Annotated in this window: 15 protein-coding genes; 4 read left to right on the top strand and 11 right to left on the bottom strand. The window is 61.8% G+C overall.

Annotated features, from left to right (window positions below; translation table 11 throughout):
* Nucleotides 1-25: 25 nt before the first annotated feature.
* A complete protein-coding gene (argB, locus tag ACUN0E_RS40885) occupies nt 26-925 on the bottom strand; it encodes an acetylglutamate kinase (protein WP_408215308.1) in 900 nt (299 codons plus the stop codon).
* Between the two features lie 265 nt (nt 926-1190).
* Between argB and ACUN0E_RS40880 the strand changes: the two genes are divergently transcribed.
* Nucleotides 1191-1415: a cysteine-rich CWC family protein gene (locus ACUN0E_RS40880; protein ID WP_445570147.1), complete on the top strand. Its 225-nt coding sequence runs from the start codon at nt 1191-1193 to the stop codon at nt 1413-1415.
* Between the two features lie 33 nt (nt 1416-1448).
* Here the strand turns inward: ACUN0E_RS40880 and ACUN0E_RS40875 are convergent, their stop codons facing one another.
* On the bottom strand, nt 1449-3086 hold the full coding sequence (locus ACUN0E_RS40875) for a tetratricopeptide repeat protein (RefSeq protein ID WP_445570146.1): 1638 nt from the start codon (nt 3084-3086) through the stop codon (nt 1449-1451).
* A gap of 130 nt (nt 3087-3216) precedes the next feature.
* On the opposite strand from ACUN0E_RS40875, the gene ACUN0E_RS40870 reads away from it, so the two are divergent.
* Both ACUN0E_RS40870 and ACUN0E_RS40865 read left to right on the top strand, forming a co-directional pair.
* The gene (locus ACUN0E_RS40870) at nt 3217-4527 is read left to right on the top strand and encodes an ATP-binding protein (protein WP_408236854.1); all 1311 of its coding nucleotides are present in this window, start codon (nt 3217-3219) and stop codon (nt 4525-4527) included.
* Nucleotides 4524-5066, top strand: coding sequence for a response regulator transcription factor (locus ACUN0E_RS40865; protein ID WP_325046232.1), 543 nt, complete (start codon nt 4524-4526; stop codon nt 5064-5066). The genes ACUN0E_RS40870 and ACUN0E_RS40865 overlap by 4 nt, the downstream gene beginning before the upstream one ends.
* A 135-nt stretch (nt 5067-5201) precedes the next feature.
* Here ACUN0E_RS40865 and hslU read toward each other — a convergent pair whose 3' ends face one another.
* From hslU to ACUN0E_RS40820, 9 genes are all read right to left on the bottom strand, one after another.
* Entirely contained in the window at nt 5202-6548 is a 1347-nt protein-coding gene (gene hslU, locus ACUN0E_RS40860; RefSeq protein ID WP_408236851.1) for an ATP-dependent protease ATPase subunit HslU, read from the bottom strand.
* A gap of 9 nt (nt 6549-6557) precedes the next feature.
* Nucleotides 6558-7094, bottom strand: a complete 537-nt coding sequence (hslV, locus tag ACUN0E_RS40855; protein WP_408236848.1) for an ATP-dependent protease subunit HslV — start codon at nt 7092-7094, stop codon at nt 6558-6560.
* Between the two features lie 421 nt (nt 7095-7515).
* Nucleotides 7516-7935 (bottom strand): RNA polymerase-binding protein DksA, encoded by a 420-nt coding sequence (dksA, locus tag ACUN0E_RS40850; RefSeq protein ID WP_408198908.1) that lies wholly within the window; start codon nt 7933-7935, stop codon nt 7516-7518.
* 649 nt (nt 7936-8584) lie between these two features.
* Nucleotides 8585-9688, bottom strand: a complete 1104-nt coding sequence (locus ACUN0E_RS40845) for a CobW family GTP-binding protein (protein ID WP_445570145.1) — start codon at nt 9686-9688, stop codon at nt 8585-8587.
* 240 nt (nt 9689-9928) lie between these two features.
* On the bottom strand, nt 9929-11131 hold the full coding sequence (locus tag ACUN0E_RS40840; protein WP_445570144.1) for a class I SAM-dependent rRNA methyltransferase: 1203 nt from the start codon (nt 11129-11131) through the stop codon (nt 9929-9931).
* A 97-nt stretch (nt 11132-11228) separates the two neighbouring features.
* Complete coding sequence (gene xerC / locus ACUN0E_RS40835) at nt 11229-12152, bottom strand: tyrosine recombinase XerC (protein ID WP_408236839.1); 924 nt, start codon at nt 12150-12152, stop codon at nt 11229-11231.
* 25 nt (nt 12153-12177) lie between these two features.
* Nucleotides 12178-12897, bottom strand: a complete 720-nt coding sequence (locus tag ACUN0E_RS40830; RefSeq protein ID WP_408236836.1) for a DUF484 family protein — start codon at nt 12895-12897, stop codon at nt 12178-12180.
* A gap of 207 nt (nt 12898-13104) precedes the next feature.
* Nucleotides 13105-13968: a diaminopimelate epimerase gene (gene dapF, locus ACUN0E_RS40825; RefSeq protein WP_445570143.1), complete on the bottom strand. Its 864-nt coding sequence runs from the start codon at nt 13966-13968 to the stop codon at nt 13105-13107.
* Between the two features lie 81 nt (nt 13969-14049).
* Nucleotides 14050-14934 carry a lipid A biosynthesis lauroyl acyltransferase gene (locus ACUN0E_RS40820; protein WP_445570142.1) on the bottom strand — a complete coding sequence of 295 codons (885 nt, stop codon included), beginning with the start codon at nt 14932-14934 and terminating at the stop codon, nt 14050-14052.
* A gap of 277 nt (nt 14935-15211) precedes the next feature.
* Here ACUN0E_RS40820 and metK point away from each other — a divergent pair, with 277 nt between their 5' ends.
* A complete protein-coding gene (metK, locus tag ACUN0E_RS40815) occupies nt 15212-16402 on the top strand; it encodes a methionine adenosyltransferase (RefSeq protein WP_408236827.1) in 1191 nt (396 codons plus the stop codon).
* The last annotated feature ends 89 nt before the right edge of the window (nt 16403-16491 follow it).

Raw genomic sequence — 16491 nt, 5'->3', positions numbered from 1 at the left:
GTGTGTGCCGGGTTTGAGGCAGGAATCAATGTGAGCGGATCATCGTGCCGAACGGTTGTTCGGTGAGAATTTCCAGCAGCACCGAGTGCTCGATGCGACCGTCGATGATGTGTACCGAACGCACGCCGCTCTTCGCTGCATCCAGCGCCGACGAAATTTTCGGCAGCATGCCGCCGGAGATCGTGCCGTCTGCGAACAGGCCGTCGATTTCGCGCGCCGACAGGTCGGTCAGCAGATTGCCTTCCTTGTCCATCACGCCCGGGATGTTGGTCATGATCACGAGCTTTTCGGCGTTCAGTACGACTGCCAGTTTTCCCGCGACCAGATCCGCATTGATGTTGTACGACAGGCCGTCTTCGCCAAAGCCGATCGGCGAGATCACCGGAATGAACGCGTCGTCCTGCAGCGCTTTTACGACCGCCGGATTGATCGCCTCGACTTCGCCCACCTGACCGATATCCAAGTATTGGCCCGGATTGTCGCGATCCGGCATCTGCATCTTGCGCGCGTGGATCAGGCCGCCGTCTTTGCCGGTCAGGCCGACCGCGTGGCCGCCGAAATGATTGATCAGCGTGACGATGTCCTGCTGCACTTCGCCGCCGAGCACCCATTCGACGACTTCCATTGTCTCTTCGTCGGTGACGCGCATGCCCTGAATGAACGTGCCCTGCTTGCCGATTTTCTTCAGCGCCTGGTCGATTTGCGGACCGCCGCCGTGCACGATAACCGGATTGATACCGACCAGCTTCAGCAGAATTACGTCGCGCGCGAAGCCTTGCTTCAGCCGCTCTTCCGTCATGGCGTTGCCGCCGTATTTGATGACCACGGTCTTACCGTGATACTGGCGAATGTAAGGCAGCGCCTCGGCCAGGATTTCAGCCTTCAGGGTGGGCGCGATCTGCGAAAGGTCAGGAAGCTCGGACATGGCGGCAGGCTCAGGCACGGAACAGTTAAAACAGGGCGAATTGTACAGGACTGGCGCGCTGCAACAGGGTTTTCGATACCGGCGCCGGTGACGGGTGACGCAGGCTTTGCGCACTGCGCAATGGAGGGGCGCAAGCAGCGGCCGACAATCAAGCTTACCGTCGTTCAACTATGTCTGTGAATTGGCCGAACGGCCGACTCGCGGCGGCCCGTCAGCCGTGGCATCATTTCCTGGTTCAGGCTGAAGCGAGACCATCCGGCCCCTTATGAAATTGTCAGCTTCCCGCTCCGAAAGCAGCGCACGTTGTCCGCGCTGCGGTCAGGCATTCGATTGCGGCATGCATGGGGTGCCGTTCGACTGCTGGTGCCGCGAGATGCCGGCCCTGCCGGCAGACAGGCTCGATCCGTCCGGCCGCTGCCTGTGCCCGGAATGTCTCGCAGCCGAGATCGCACGAGCCGTGCAACCGTCGCCGGGAGCCAGCTCACCTTGAACGCGGCGCGGCTTTGGCGGCTGCGTTGCCGACCTACGCCGCGTGGTGCTGGGCCGCAAGCGCGCGCAGGTCACGGGCAACAGCCTCAAGCGCCGGCCCCCATTGGCCGAACTGTGGCTGCCGGTAGAGCGTCGCGCTCGGATACCACGGGCTGTCAGGCCGGTCGAGCAGCCAGACCCAATGCGGATTGACGTCGAGCAGCACCCATGTGCGTTGGCCGAGCGCGCCACTCAGATGCGCTGCGGACGTGCAAATAGTAATGACGAGATCGAGCGCGCTGACAAACGAGGCCGTGTCGTCGAAGGTGGCGAATTCGGCGGTGTAGTCCGACATTGGCAGACCCGCCGCCCGGGCAGCCGCGACGTCTGTCCCGGCACCCGGTTGCAGCGAATAGAACGCCACGTCTTGAATGCCGCCGAAATGTTCTGCGTAGCGTTCCCAACCTACCCGCCGGAATGGATTGCGCTGATGGCCAAGACTGCCGGTCCATGTCAGTCCGACTTTGAGCCTCGTTTCGCCAGCAAGCCTCTGCCGCCATAACGCACTGGCTGCAGCGTCTGCACGCAAATACGGAGTCGCATTGGGAATGGTCTCTTCGCGCGTGTCGAATATTAAAGGCAGGCTGAGTAACGGAATTTCGCAGTCGAAAGGCGGCAAGGATTCGACGCCGCCGCCTGCCGAATAGTCGTCCACATGATCACTGAGGCTGCGAGTGAGCAGCGCACCCATCTGCGGAAATGAATTCCAGACGAGACGGCCCCCCTCGCGATGAACACGTTCGCCCAGCAGGGGGATATAGCGGCTGAACTGCAGGACATCGCCCATACCTTGTTCACCCCATACCAGCAGCGTTTTACCGGCGAGCGGTTCGCTTCGCCAGGTTGGCGCCGGCATTGCCGGGCGGTTGCCGCCCAATTCAAGTGAGCCGTCCCAGCGCGCTTCATGAGTTTGCCAACCGTGCGCGTAGTCGCCGCGCATGAGATGCAGCATGCTGAGATTGGCGCGCATGGTTGGGTTGTTTGGCGCTAGCGCACAGGCGGTTTTTTCGGCGCGCTCCGCTTCGTCCCAGCGTTGCGCTTCCCGCAGTGCCAGCGCATAGTTGTTATGTGCCAATGGGCTATGCGGCGCGCATTGCACGGCTCTCGCGCCGGCTTCGAGCGCGCGCGGCAGATTCAGATTGACGCGGCTTGCCTGAGTGAGATTGGTCCATGCGTCGCCGTGGCCGGGTTCGTCATGAACTGCACTTTCAAGGAGTGCGAGTTGTTCGCTGAGGTCGCCGCCTGTGAGCATGAGGGCGCCAGCGAGATTGTTGCGTAACTGCGGCAGTTTTGGATCGATGGCGAGTGCTCGACGATATGGCGTGATTGCCTCGCTATGCCGGTTTGCCATCTGCAGTGCGTAGCCGAAACGGAAGTGTGCAAGAGCGCGACGTGGATCGAGTTGGGCAATAATGGCGGCGAGTTCGATCGCGTCGTTGTGACGATGTTGCTCGAACAACGTAGCAATCAGCGATTCAATCGACTCGTCGTCGAGTGGATGGCGTTGCGCAGCGGCATCGAGCCACTGGGCCTCTGCTTCTGCGGTACCGTTTAGTTGGGCTGCGGCAGCATGCCGCAGAAAAGTCAGGAAAGCTGACGAGGCGGGCGTCTCACGATCGGAAGTAGGCGGCATGGATGGTTTTGGGCGGCACAAAAACCGGTGATGCATGATCGGCCTGTGCGACGCTGTCGCAAAAATTCCATGTTACCGGCATGAGGCCGTGTGGTAAGTCGGACTAGTCCGAACAGGTAAACTTAATGTCATGCATCGTATAACCAACACCGGCCGGGTCAACCTCGGTCATCTGTTCTGGCTACGTAGCCTCGCCATCATTGGCCAACTGATGACGATCGCGTTCGTGCAGATCTTCATCGGCGTGCATCTGCCGCTGCCCGCCATGTTGCTTGTGATCGCCCTCGAAGTTATCTTCAATGGACTCACATGGTGGCGTGTCTCGCAGCAGCGGCCCGAGTCCAATCTCGAACTGTTCGGCCAGATCTGGGTCGATCTTGGCGCATTGTCAGCGCTGCTGTTCCTCTCCGGCGGCACCACCAACCCATTCGTTTCGCTGTACCTGCCATCGCTCGCGATTGCCGCAGCCGTGTTGCCGTGGCATCTGATGGCGTGGCTCGCCGCGTTCGCCGTGGCCTGCTATGCCGTGCTCGGTTTCGATTCCGTGCCGCTGAATCTCGACAACCCGGCGAACCTGTTCGACTACTATCGTGCCGGCATGTGGGTGAACTTCATGGTCAGCGTCGGCCTGATCGCGTGGTTCGTCGCGCGCATGTCACGCGCTCTGCGACTACGTGACGCAGCGCTCGGAGACGCGCAGCAGCGCTTGCTTCATGACGAACGCGCCGTCGCGCTCGGCGTGCAGGCCGCCACTGTCGCGCACGAAATCGGCACGCCGCTGTCTACAATTGCAATGTTGTCCGAAGAATTGCGCGATGCCGCGCGAACCGATAAAGGGCTCGCGCCGTACAGCGCCGATCTGGAGTTGCTCGAACAGCAAATGACGCTGTGTACTTCGGCGCTGGCGCGACTGCGCAGTCGTGCATCGACAACGACCAACCGGCAAACGGTCAACGAATGGCTCGAATCATTTGGCGAGCAATGGCGCTTGCGTCATCCGCATGTGAAGTTCGAGCGGATCGGTGCGCCGCCTGTGGGAGTCAGTCTTGACGATACGGTTGCCGTCAGTCAGATTCTCACGATTCTGCTCGACAACGCCGCGCGGGCGAGCCGCGATCACGTAACGCTGTCGTGCACGCTTGCGGCGCGCGCCGATCAGGTCGTATTCGAAGTATGCGACGCGGGCCCCGGTATTCCGGCCGCGTTGCGCGGGTCGCTCGGTACGATGCCGGTCGACAGCACACAGGGCGGACACGGCGTGGGCCTCTATCTGGCATTTTCGGCGGCAGCACGTCTGAAGGGATCGATCGAACTGACCGATGTCAGCGAGATCAAGCCGCGTGGCACGCGCGCAGTGTTGAGGCTGCCGCTTGCGGCGCGCAAATTATCAGGTGCGGGCCGTCAAGGCACTACGCCATCCAACACGGAGAAACAGGCATGAGCGATATGAATTTTCTGGTGATCGACGACGATGAGGTGTTCTCCGGCATCCTCGCCCGCGGTTTGACGCGGCGCGGCTATACGGTGGCCGAAGCGCACAACGCGGACGAGGCCATCAAGTTGGCGAACCAGCAGAAGTTCAGCCAGATCACGGTGGACCTGCATCTCGGCAACGACTCCGGTCTTACGCTCGTTGCCCCCTTGCGTGATTTGCAGCCTGACGCGCGCATGCTGGTGTTGACCGGTTATGCCAGCATCGCCACGGCGGTGCAGGCGGTAAAAGACGGCGCCGATAACTACCTGGCGAAGCCCGCCAACGTGGAGACGATCTTGTCGGCGTTGCAAAGCGAAGCGAGTTCGCTACAAGCTGAAGAGGCGATTGAGCATCCCATGCCGTTGTCGGTTGCGCGCCTGGAGTGGGAGCATATCCAACGCGTGCTCGCGGAGCACGGCGGCAATATTTCGGCTACGGCACGCGCGTTGAACATGCATCGCCGAACGCTGCAACGCAAGCTGGCGAAACGGCCGGTCAAGCAGTGAGCACTGGGACCTGCTCGCACTGCGGGCCGTAAAGCAAAACGGGCTATCTTTCACAAGACAGCCCGTTTTTTTACGCTTTACACATGATCTGCATCATGCTGAACCCGCGAATTTAACGCGGTATCGACATCGACATCACAGCACGTAGCGCGACAGATCCTCGTCTTCCGCCACTTCGTTCAACGCGCGATCGACGTACGCCGCGTCGATCTGCACGGTCTTGCCCGAGTGATTACCCGCTGCGAACGAGACGTCTTCGAGCAGTTTTTCGATCACTGTGTATAGGCGGCGTGCGCCGATGTTTTCGGTCTTCTCGTTGACCGAGTACGCGATTTCGGCCATACGGCGAATACCGTCGTCGGCGAATTCCAGGTGCACGTCTTCGGTGGCCAGCAGTGCCTGGTATTGCTTGACGAGACTTGCGTCGGTCGACACCAGGATCGATTCGAAATCGCCCACCGACAGCGAATCCAGTTCGACCCGAATCGGGAAGCGGCCTTGCAGTTCCGGAATCAGATCGCTCGGCTTGGCCAGATGAAACGCGCCGCTCGCGATGAACAGAATGTGGTCGGTCTTCACCATGCCGTACTTGGTGTTGATCGTGGTGCCTTCGACGAGCGGCAGCAGATCGCGCTGCACGCCCTGACGTGATACTTCACCACCGCCTGCTTCACTGCGCGACGCGATCTTGTCGATTTCATCCAAAAACACGATACCGTTCTGCTCGACGTTTTGCACTGCTTTGGCTTTCACCTCTTCGTCGTTGAGCATCTTGCCGGCTTCTTCGTCGGTGAGGACCTTGAGCGCTTCCTTCACCTTCAGCTTGCGGCGCGTTTTCTTGCCGCCGCCGATGTTCGCGAACATCGAACGGATCTGCTCGGTCATGTCTTCCATGCCCGGCGGCCCCATGATGTCCATGCCGACTTGCGGCTGTTCGACGTCGAGTTCGATTTCCTTGTCGTCGAGCAGACCTTCGCGCAGACGCTTGCGGAACGTTTGACGTGTGGTGCTGCCTTCGTCGACGGTATCCGCCGCGCTCGAACTCGCGCCGAAACCGACCGGGCGGGCGCTCGGCAGCAGGATGTCGAGAATGCGGTCTTCGGCCTGATCTTCAGCCTTGGTTCGCACTTTGCGCATTTCTGTTTCGCGCGTCTGCTTGACCGAAATTTCGATCAGGTCGCGCACGATGCTGTCGACGTCACGGCCGACATAGCCGACCTCGGTGAATTTGGTGGCTTCGATCTTGATGAACGGCGCGTCGGCCAGCTTCGCCAGACGCCGCGCGATTTCGGTTTTGCCGACGCCGGTCGGTCCGATCATCAAAATGTTCTTTGGCGTGATTTCCTGACGCAGCGGGTCTTCAACCTGCTGACGGCGCCACCGGTTGCGCAGCGCCACGGCAACTGCTTTTTTCGCGCGGCCTTGGCCGATGATGTGTTTGTCGAGTTCCGAGACGATCTCGGCAGGGGTCATGGTGCTCATCGTGGGTCCTTACTCGATCGTCTCGATGACGCGGTTATGGTTCGTATAGATGCACATGTCGCCGGCAATCTCCAGCGACTTCTCCACGATCTCGCGGGGCGACATATCGGTGTTGTCAACGAGCGCCTTGGCGGCGGCTTGCGCGTAAGCGCCGCCCGAACCGATCGCGCAGATGCCGCCTTCCGGATCGAGCACGTCGCCGTTACCGGTAATGACGAGGGTAGTGGTGGCATCCGCGGCGATCAGCATCGCTTCGAGGCGGCGCAGCATACGGTCGGTGCGCCAGTCTTTGGCGAGTTCGACGGCTGCGCGGGTCAGATTGCCCTGATGTTTTTCCAGCTTCGCTTCGAAGCGGTCGAGCAACGAGAAGGCGTCGGCCGTGCCGCCGGCGAAGCCGACCATCACCTTGCCGTTGTAGATGCGCCGGACTTTCTTTGCACCGCCTTTCATGACGATGTTGCCCAGCGTCACCTGGCCGTCGCCGCCAAGCGCGACCTTGTCGCCGCGGCGCACGGAAACGATCGTTGTGCCGTGAAATTGCTCCATATGCGTTCCTCTTTGCAAAACGGGTAGGACGCGATGGCGTAGACCACCGCATGAATCCTGGACGCGGACGGCGCGCAACGATGAACCGGTCGGCGCGCGCTCGTGCAACGCATGTTCGGCTTATTTTAGGGCGTGCGCGGTCATATCAAGAGCCGGCAAATGGCATAAGACAAAAACACAGGGTTCAGAACGGAGGAGCGGGAGCCGCACTGAGGTGGGCGGGCGTAGAGATACGAGCCGCGCAGAGAGGGGCGGCGGAACTGGGCGCGCCCTCGAACAGCCGCGCAACGGACGCTCAGAGCGGCCTGCTCAGCAAAGCCCGAAAAGCGTCGCACAAAAGAAAAAAGGCGCACAGATCACCGTGCGCCTCTCGACGAAGCAGCTTAAAAAGGGCGCGGAGCCGAAGCCGCGCCGTAGGTGTTCAGTCGCCGAACAGCTTCTGGCGCAGTTCGCGGCGTTCCTGCGCTTCGAGCGACAGGGTTGCCGTGGGCCGTGCGAGCAAACGCGGAACACCAATCGGCTCGCCGGTTTCTTCGCACCAGCCGTAATCGCCCGAGTCGATGCGCGCGATCGATTGCTGCACCTTCTTCAGCAGCTTGCGCTCGCGGTCGCGCGTGCGCAGTTCCAGCGCATGCTCTTCCTCGATCGTTGCACGGTCGGCCGGGTCCGGCACGATTACTGTTTCGCGCAGGTTCTCGGTCGTCTGGCCGGCATTGCGGAGAATGTCCGCCTGCAGCTGTTCGAGCTTGTTCTTGAAGAAGGCGAGCTGATCCGCATTCATGTAATCCTTGTCGCTCATCTTCAGGATTTCGGCTTCAGTCAAGAGTCGTTTCGTCGTCATCTGGCTTGCTTCTTCAATGTGAGGCAAAACTCTTACATAGTGCCCGCACTTTCGTATTGCCCGCAAAGGCGCCACGAGGACGCGGAGCGCTGGGTGGGCACGGACGATGGGCTGTCGGTGACGCCGAAAAGCGCCTTGCGCCCACGCGCCGGGCGTCGCTACGCCAATGCGGGGCCGAACTCCTCTGGAAACCGTTTCTCAAATGCTCCTGAGGCATTGCTTGCCGGCAGCATGCCTTGTCTGCTGCGCCAGCCGGCATTGTCGGCGTGATTTCCGGATAAGATTTTCCGGCGCCGTTTCAGGCCCGACGCGGAATACGCGCTGACCGGGCAATTCGTTGTCATTCTCCAGTGGGCACGTATTGTAACTGAATCACAATCCAGCACCGCAACTGGTGAAAATCGCCTGGCGGCGCATTGATATCCCGAAAATATAACGCGCGCACGACCAAAAAGCGATGGTCGTGCACGGTTTAATACAGCAGGGTTTTCACGTGCTTTTCATACGCCCGACATTTCAGCGGGCTTTCGGCCGGTCTGCTGCGTATTCCGCAGATGATTGTCTCGGTGCCCGCGGACGCACGCTCGCGGCAAGGGCGCTGCAGCACGCCGCGTGCCGCACTACTCGCACGGCACGGCAGGCGTAGCGCTTACGCCAGACAGGCGTCCAGGCCGTCGGTGATCAGGTCTTGCGGCAGTTCGATGCCGATAAACACCATCTTGTTGGTCTTCTTCTCGATCGGCTGCCATTTCGCGGCCAGATCGCTGCCCATCATCTGATGTACGCCCTGGAACACCACCTTCCGGTCGACGCCCTTCATATACAGCACGCCTTTGTAGCGCAGCAGGCGCTCACCATAGATCTGCAGAATGCCGCCGAGGAAGTCCTCGAGCTTGTTCGGATCGAACGGGCGGTCGCTGCGGTAGACGAACGATTTAATCTTGTCGTCATGGTGCGCGTGATGGTGATGCGCGTGGTCGTGGCCTTCGTGGTCGCACTTGCCATGGTCGTGATCACAGTTTTCGTGATCGTGGCCGGCATGGTCGTCGTGGGTGTGGCCGTGCTCGTCATGCGCGTGAGCGTGGCTGTGCGCATGTTCGTCCTCGGCGAGGAAGTCCGGGTCGATTTCGAGCTTCGAATTCAGGTTGAAGCCACGCAGGTCGAAGATTTCCTTAATGTCCGCTTCGCCGAAATTGACGATCTTGATCGCCGCCCGCGGATTCATGTGCAGCAGGCGGTGGCGCAGATCGTCCACGTGCTTTTCATCGACCGTATCGGACTTCGTGATGAACAGGCGATCAGCAAAGCCGACCTGGCGCTGCACCACTTCATGCTCGTCCAGCTGATGGTTCGCGTGCTTCGCGTCGACCAGCGTGATGATCGCGTCGAGCAGGAATTCGTTGGCGATCTGGTCGTCCATGAAGAACGTCTGCGCGACCGGGCCCGGATTGGCGAGACCGGTGGTTTCGATCACGACACGGTCGAAATCCACTTCGCCGGACTGCTTCTTCGCCGCCAGATCGCCCAGCACGCGCGACAGGTCACCGCGGATCGTGCAGCAGATGCAGCCGTTGCTCATCTGGATGATCTGCTCGCTCGTGTCCTGCACGAGGATTTCGTTGTCGATGTTCTCTTCGCCGAACTCGTTCTCGATCACGGCGATCTTCATGCCGTGCTTTTCGTTCAGGATGCGCTTGAGCAGGGTGGTTTTGCCGCTGCCGAGAAAGCCGGTCAGGATGGTGACTGGGATCATGTTGGTCGCCTTTACGTAAGTCTGTGCGTAATCGAATTCAAAAGCGCGAATTTACAGCGCGAAATGTGCAGCCCATTCTCTGCAGCGAATGCATCTGCGTATCCGGTTTGCCGGGCGCGGCAGCCTGACGGCGCGCGGCCCGAACTAGCCGGATATTGAAACATATCTGTGAATCCGGCGCTGGCGGCGGGGGCGAACCCCTCCGCGGCGCACGGGATATAACCCCGAAGCTATGGGCGATCAGGCAATTTGCAACAGCAGGCCTTTCAGGTATTCGCCTTCCGGGAATGCGGTGAGCAAGGGGTGGTCAATCCCGGCGCCGAGGCGCTTGAGAATCCGCGCATCGACGCGCGCGTCGGCCGCCGCGCCGGACACGATCTTCTGGAACAGTTCGGAGTCGATCGCGCCCGAACATGAATAGGTGAACAGCAGGCCGCCCGGGCGCAGCAACTTCAGGCCGGTCAGGTTGATGTCCTTGTAGGCGCGCGAGGCGCGGTCCACGTGTTCACGCGACGGCGCGAATTTCGGCGGATCGAGCACGATCAGGTCGAAGCGTTCGCCCTCGTCGTACAGGCGGCGCAGGGTTTTGAATGCGTCGGCGTCGAGCCAGGTGGCGCGTTCGGCGTCGAAACCGTTGGCGGTCACGTTCTGCTGCGCGAGCGCCAAGGCTTCGCCCGACGAATCGATCGATACCACGCGTTTGGCGCCACCCCTCAAAGCAGCCAGCGAAAAGCCGCCGGTGTAGCAGAAGCAGTTCAGCACGTCGCGATCCTGCGCGAGCTGCTGCACCAGCAGGCGGTTGTCGCGCTGGTCGACGTAGAAGCCGGTTTTGTGGCCATTGCGCACGTCGACGTGATATCTGACACCGTTTTCGCTCGCGATCAGCGCTTCCGACGGCGCAACGCCTGCCAGCACGCCGGTGATCTGCTCGAGCCCTTCCTTCTGGCGGATCGACACGTCCGAACGCTCGTAGACGTTCGGGCAGCCGGTCGCGTCGGTCAGCGCGGCGACGATCGCTTCCTTCCATGCTTCGACGCCCGTCGCCATGAACTGGCACACCAGCTGACTACGCTGGCCTTCGTCCTCCGCCACGTAATGATCGACGATCAGACCTGGCAGGCCGTCCGCTTCGCCGAAAATCAGCCGCACGGCGCCGGTGTTGTGCACCATTGTCTGACGATGCGCGAGCGCGCGCTGCACGCGGCGCTTGAAGAACGCGTGATCGATCGGCTCCATTTCGTCGAAGCTCCACACGCGGGCGCGAATCTGCGAATGCGGGCTGTAGGCCGCACGCGCGAGGAAGCGGCCGTCGTGCGCGCGCACCAGCACGGTCGCGCCGGGCGCGGGATTGCCGTCGACGCGATCGATCGCGTTGGCATAGACCCACGGATGGCGCCGCAGCAGCGATTTTTCTTTCGACGGTTTGAGCGTAACGGTATTCATCAGGGTGTCAGCAAGAGCAATAGGCCGCGCGGAAAAGAGTCGCGCGGCAGGTGAAGCGAAGGTGGAGACCGCAAGCCGCAAAAAGCAAAGAGCGGAATCAGTCGCGTTTTTTGGCGCGCGGATGCGCCTGATCGTAGACGTGCGCGAGATGCTGGAAATCGAGCGCGGTGTAGACCTGCGTGGCAGTGATACTGGCGTGGCCAAGCAGTTCCTGCACGGCCCGCAGATCGCCGCTTGACTGCAGCACGTGCGTGGCGAACGAATGCCGCAGCACGTGCGGATGCACATTGGCGGGAATGCCCGCGACCAGCGCCGCGCGCTTCACACGCTCGCGTACGACATTCGGCGACAGGCGATTGCCACGCGCCGACAGAAACAGCGGATGCGGATCGTGTTTGACCATCTGGTCGCGCACCGCGAGCCACGCGGTCAAGGCGTCGAGCGCCTTGCTGCCCACCGGCACGATGCGGCGCCGGTTGCCCTTGCCGAGCACTTCGACTTCGGCGGAGTCGAGCTTGAGCCAGCCCGCGGAACGGTAGCCGCCGGCGTCGGCAAAACGGGCGTCGAGGCCGACCAGTTCGGACAGACGCAGGCCCGACGAGTAGAACAGTTCGAGGATTGCATGGTCGCGCAAACCTTCGGTGGTCGCGGCGGGCGGGCTCTCCATCAGGCGCGCGGCGTCGTCGACGGAAAGTGCTTTCGGCAGTGCTTTCGGCTGCTTCGGCGCCCGCACGGTGGCGACCGGGTTGGCCGGCAGATCGACGCGGCCCGCGAACCAGCGGTAGAACGCGCGCCAGGACGACAGCCGATGGCTGATCGAGCGCGCCGTCAGGCCGCCGGCGTGCGCCCGCGAAACCGCGCCGCGAATATCGACAGCGGTGAGGCTTTCGAGCGGCCGGCCTTTGGCCAGCAGCTTGAGCTCATCGAGTTCGTGGGTGTAGCCGCGCAGTGTATGCGCCGACAGCCGCCGCTCATGTTCGAGATTCGACAGATAGGCGGCGATCGGGTCGGCTTCGGTCACGATGGTTTTCGTGGATCAGTGCGGCTCAGCGCGGCAGCAGACGGCTCAGCGCCGCGCTTGCCAACGCGCCGATCTGCGTCAGGAAATCGGTCGCCATGCCGTCATGGAAGCGGCGTGCGTCGGCCGAACCCATCACCAGCAGGCCGAAAGTGGGCGCTTCTTCCTTGCCTTCGGGGTCGCGCAGCGCGAGCAACGCAATCGATTCGGTGACGTGCGCGGACTCGCTTGTGCTGCCCGCGGATTCGTCGTCGCTCACGGCCGACACCGCCGGCGTCAGCCACTGCGCCGCTTCAAAGCCAGTGTTCGCGCCACAGTACGGCGTGGTGAGGCTATTCGCGAAGATTCGCACTTCCTCGCCGACATGGCGCGCGAACTCAGCCTGTGAATAGGGCTCGGAGACGTCCCATACGCGCAGCGCGGCTTGCGGCACATCGAAAATATCGCGCAAGCCGTTGGAGATCGTGCGCGGCAGCGCGTACGGATCGCGCTCGGCCATCACGCGGATAGTCCAGCGATTGAATTTCGAGGCGATGCTGTCGTTTTCGTGACCGTAGCGCAGCAACTCGGCCAGACGCCGTTCGAGATGCTTGTTCTTGTCGCGCAGCATTTCCATTTGCCGTTCCTGCAGCGACACCGCGGCTTTGCCGTGCGGGTTCGCAAGCCGGATCGTCGCGAGCATTTCCGCGTGTTCGGCGAAGAATTCGGGGTTGGCGAGCAGGTATTCGGCGACTTCGCGATCGTTCATGGTTTCGGCTAAAGGACTACGGGACGACGCCTTCGGGCGGCGCATCGGTCATGAGTTCGGTCGGCCGGTGAAAGAGCCGCCTGGTCCGGCTTTTTCACCGGGCTATTGGCCTTCACCGGCATCTTCATCGGCCTGTTCGAGGCCACGTGTCGGGTACTTCCTGGGCCGATCTCTCGGCCGCTGAATCGGGTATTACGCTGGCGCGGGTCAGTCGGCCAGTTCGATCTCGCCTTCGAAGACGGTTGCCGCAGGGCCTGCCATCAGTAGCGGCGCGCCGTTTTGCGTGCTGTCCCACGTGATGGTCAGCTTGCCGCCGTGCGTGTGCACCAGCACCGGCGCATCCAGCAGTCCGCGGCGAATACCGGCAGCGACTGCCGCACACGCGCCCGTGCCGCACGCCAGCGTTTCGCCGGCGCCGCGTTCGTAGACGCGCAGCTTGACCTCGCTACGGCCGACGATCTGCATGAAGCCTGCGTTCACTCGCTGCGGGAAGCGCGCGTGCCGCTCGATCACCGGGCCTTCGACGAGCACGGGAAACGCTTCGACGTCGTCGACCACCTGCACCGCGTGCGGATTGCCCATCGACACCACCGAAATCCAGCGCGTCACACCGTTCACGTCGAGCGGCCAGAGCGTGTCCGCGCTCTCGCGGCGGCCTTCGAGGCCTTTGTTGGCGAACGGTACGCGCTCCGGTTCGAACACGGGTGAGCCCATATCAACCAGCACTTCGCCGTTTTCCTGCATGGTCAGCAAAATGGTGCCGTTCTGCACTTGCACGCGCACGCTGCGCTTGTCGGTCAGGCCGTTATCGCGCACAAACTTGACGAAGCAGCGCGCGCCGTTGCCGCAGTGTTCGACCTCGCCGCCGTCGCAATTGAAGATGCGATATCTGAAATCAACGCCGTCCACGGTGGGCTTCTCGACCAGCAGCAACTGGTCGGCGCCGACCCCGAAATGCCGGTCCGCGAGCGCGCGCACCTGCCCCGGCGTCAGGTGGACCGGTTGGGTGTAGCCGTCGAGCACGACGAAGTCGTTACCCGCGCCGTGCATTTTGGTGAATTTCAGTTTCATCACGCTATTGTAAGTGACGCGCCCGCAGGTGGGCCGAACGCACCATTATTTCCGCGTTCCGGCGCTTTTTTCGAAGTTCGCTCAATACACGCTCGGCTCGCCCGGCGGACGGGTCTTGAAGCGCTTGTGCACCCAGTAGTATTGCTCGGGGATCAGCGGAATCTGCTCTTCGAGGAAGGCGTTCATGCGGCGCGCGTCGGCCTCGTCATTACCAGTGGGGTAGTTGTCCCACGGCTTGAAGACCTTTAGCCGGTAACCTTTGTAGTGCGGCAACACCTCGCCGATGAACGGCACCACCTGCGCATGGCCGACCCCGGCGAGCCGCCCGACGGCCGTCAGCGTGCATGCCGGTACGCCGAAGAACGGCACGAACGTCGAGTTGCGCATGCCGTAGTCCATGTCGGCGCCGAGCATGACCGGCTTGCGGTCGCGCAACCAGCGCAGCACGATGCGCGCACTATCGGCGCGGCTTGCCATGTCCGCGCCGAAGCGGCCGCGCGCGGCTATCGCCACGTCGTCGAGCACCTTGTTGGACATTGGCTGATAGAGCGCGCCGCACTGCCGGCGCAGCGCGTGATTGATGAACACGGAGCCTGCCTCGATACCGACGAAATGCGCGCCAAGCAACAGGGTGGGCGGCATGTCGGGGGCCAGCAGATCGATCTCGCTATCCACCTGCACGATCTTCTCCAGCTTCTCTGCAGACCAGAACCACTGGACGCTGCGCTCGACATAACTGCGGATCGCGTGGCGGAAGTGTTTCTGCGCGATCTCTTCGCGATGCTCGGCGCTCCACTCCGGGAAACACAAGCTCAGATTGATGTGGACGATGCGCTTGCGGCTGCTGGGGACCTGATAGAGCAGCCAGCCCAGCCCATCGCCCAGTCGGGCAACGAAACCGTACGGCAACAAGGCCAAAAACTTCAGCAGCCCAATGGCCAGATGGGCACCAAGACGACTCAGCATGCCGCCCCTCCGTGTAGGGCGTCGAGCGACGCTTTGCTCAAGGAACCTGGAAACGGGTCGAAATACAGCACGGGTGAACACTCTGTGACAATCAAAGGAAGTCGCTATAATAAGGGCTTCGCCGAGTTAATAGACAACTTGCGGGGCGAAGCTGGCGGGTGCGATCCATGGGATATGCCCCTGCCGGTAAGGTAATCCGCTAAAGCGTCGCCGCTTCAAGGCTCCCGAAGCTGGCTACGTGAAACTCAACCGTAACCACACAACAGGAGTCTGCAACGTGGCAAACGATTATCTCTTCACTTCCGAATCCGTGTCCGAAGGCCATCCCGACAAAGTCGCGGATCAGATCTCGGACGCAATCCTCGACGCCATTCTGACTCAGGACAAGTATTCGCGTGTCGCAGCCGAAACGCTGTGCAACACGGGTCTCGTCGTGCTGGCCGGTGAAATCACCACCACCGCGAATGTCGATTACATCCAGGTCGCGCGCAATACGATCAAGCGCATCGGCTACGACAACACCGATTACGGTATCGACTACCGCGGCTGCGCGGTGCTGGTGGCGTACGACAAGCAATCGCCGGATATCGCCCAGGGCGTGGACCGTGCGCACGACAACAACCTCGATCAAGGCGCTGGCGACCAGGGCCTGATGTTCGGTTACGCGTGCGAAGAAACGCCGGAATTGATGCCGCTGCCGATCCACCTGTCGCACCGTCTGGTGGAGCGTCAGGCGAATCTGCGCCGCGACGGCCGTCTGTCCTGGCTGCGTCCGGATGCGAAATCGCAGGTCACCGTGCGTTATGTCGACGGCAAGCCGCATTCGATCGACACGGTCGTGCTATCCACGCAGCATTCGCCAGACATCGATCTGGCCGTGCTGCGCGAAGCCGTGATCGAAGAAGTCATCAAGCCGACGCTGCCGGCTGACCTGATCAAGGGCGACATCAAGTTCCTGGTGAACCCGACCGGCCGGTTCGTGATCGGTGGCCCGCAAGGCGATTGCGGTCTGACGGGCCGCAAGATCATCGTCGATACGTACGGCGGCGCGGCTCCGCACGGCGGCGGCGCGTTCTCGGGCAAGGATCCGTCGAAGGTCGACCGTTCGGCAGCGTATGCCGGCCGTTATGTCGCGAAGAACATCGTGGCTGCTGGTTTGGCGTCGCGTTGCCTGATTCAGGTGTCGTACGCGATCGGCGTTGCCCAGCCGACTTCAGTCATGGTCAACACGTTCGGCACGGGCCGCGTGTCGGATGCAGTCATCACGAAGTTGGTGCTGGAGCATTTCGACCTCCGTCCGAAGGGCATCATCCAGATGCTCGACCTGCTGCGCCCGATCTACGAGAAGAGCGCGGCCTACGGTCACTTCGGCCGCGAAGAGCCGGAATTCACGTGGGAAGCCACGGACAAGGCGCTGCTGCTCGCCGAAGCAGCAGGTACCGAACCGGTCGCCGCGCTCGCAGAATAAGCGCGCAGTCCGCTTTAGCAAAAAACCCCGCCGGCGTAAGCCCCTGCCCCTTACTTGGCGTGTTGATAGGGGCCTTGCCTGGCGGGGCT

Source organism: Paraburkholderia sp. D1E, from assembly GCF_052682275.1.
Note: the sequence above shows the minus strand (reverse complement) of the source record. Positions and strands in the feature narration are given on the sequence as shown.